Raw genomic sequence first — 1,559 nt, 5'->3', positions numbered from 1 at the left:
GTGTCGCTGGCGCTCCTCGACGACGGGATCCCGGTCGAACTGTCGCTTCCGGCCGGCGAGGTGGACGTCCGACCCGGACCGCGCGGTCGACGTGTGGTGCTCGAACTCGCGGCGCGGACGGGCACCGGTACCGTCTCCGGTCCGGAGAGCGCGGACGTCCGGATCGAGGCCGACACGGTCGACGCCGAGATCAGCGTCGACGGCGTTACGGTCGGTTTCGACGACCTCAAGTCGAACGCGGGACGAACGGCGACGACGGGTGGTGACGACAGCCCTTCGTCGTCCGTCGACACTAAGCGCTCCGAATCCGTTGACACTGAACGCCCCGGATCCGTCGACACCGAACGCTCCGAGTCCGAGAGGCTCGTTGCCGGGAGTGCCCCGCCCGACGCCGACGCTCCGGCGTCCGTCACGGACGACGACGGGGGCGGAGGTGAGTCACGATGAGCGACCAACCGCTCCTCGAGCGGATGCGGCAGGGGGACGAGGATACGCCGACGGACACTGACGACGTATCGGACGGCCCGGGTCGCGGCGTCGGTCCGTTCGGCGCGATCCCGAGAGGGTTCTCACAGCCGGCGGTCCTCGGGGTCGCGCTCGCGACCCTCTCGTATCTCGCCGTGTTCGTCTCGATCACGGACGTCGTCGGCGGGACGGCCCGGACCCTAACCGTCGTCGCCGTCGCCGCCGTCACCGGGGCGGCGCTCGCACGGGTCATCGATGAACGGACCGCGATCCGGTTGACGGTCGTGCTGTTCGCGGGCGCGCTGCTGCTCTACTACTTCACCATCCCCGAGAGTCAACGGGCACTGCTGTCGGTCCGGAACGTGTTCTTCGACGTGGTGTCGCTGCTTACCGGCCTGTCGGTGCTTCGGCTCGCGCTCGCCGATGTCTGGGCGCTCTCTCTCGCGCCCGTTCCGACGTTCCTCGTCGCCTACCTCGCTGGCCGCGGCCGTCATGTCGGTGCGGCGACCGTCGCGGGACTCACGCTGTCCTTTTTCGTGCTTACGGGCGACGCTGGCGAGTTCGTCACGCTCGCTGGCGTCGTCGGCGTCGCGGCGGCGGTCGGGTTCGCGACGCTGTCGATCCCGGCCGGCTTCGGGAGCCACGGAAACACCCTCGGCGCGGTGATGGCGCTGATGATCCTCGCCAGCGCGACGGTCACGGTGCTGCCGGCGGGTGCCGCACAGCCGTGGGCCGTCGAGCGCGGTGCGCCCGCGATCGAGTCGACGCTCGTCGACGACGACGAGCTCGAGATCGTCGGCACCACTCGCCTCTCCCCCGAGGTCCGGTTCACGATGCAAAGCGAGGTCGAACGGAACTGGCACACCGGCTCGTACGACACGTACACCGGCGACGGCTGGGTCAGATCGGGGGAGTCGTCGTCGCTCGACGGGCCGCTTGAGGGGCCACCGGGCGAGACGACCGACGTGGAGTCGGCGTTCACCACCGAAACCGACATGAAGGCATTCCCAGTGCCGTGGCAGGCCGTCGACGTCGAGGGGGCGGCCGCGGGGAGCGCGCAGGTGGACGAGCGCGGCACGATACGGCCGTCGGCC

Annotated in this window: 2 pseudogenes; both read left to right on the top strand. The window is 70.2% G+C overall.

Annotated features, from left to right (window positions below):
* A pseudogene (locus ACFQEU_RS15685) lies at positions 1 to 447 on the top strand (hypothetical protein); the annotation flags it as partial.
* Positions 444 to 1,559 (top strand): annotated as a pseudogene (locus tag ACFQEU_RS15680) (transglutaminase); the annotation flags it as partial. The pseudogenes ACFQEU_RS15685 and ACFQEU_RS15680, both read left to right, overlap by 4 nt.

Source organism: Halorubrum tibetense (assembly GCF_042661865.1).
GTDB classification, from domain to species: Archaea; Halobacteriota; Halobacteria; order Halobacteriales; family Haloferacaceae; genus Halorubrum; species Halorubrum tibetense.
This window is presented reverse-complemented; position numbering and strand designations above follow the sequence as displayed.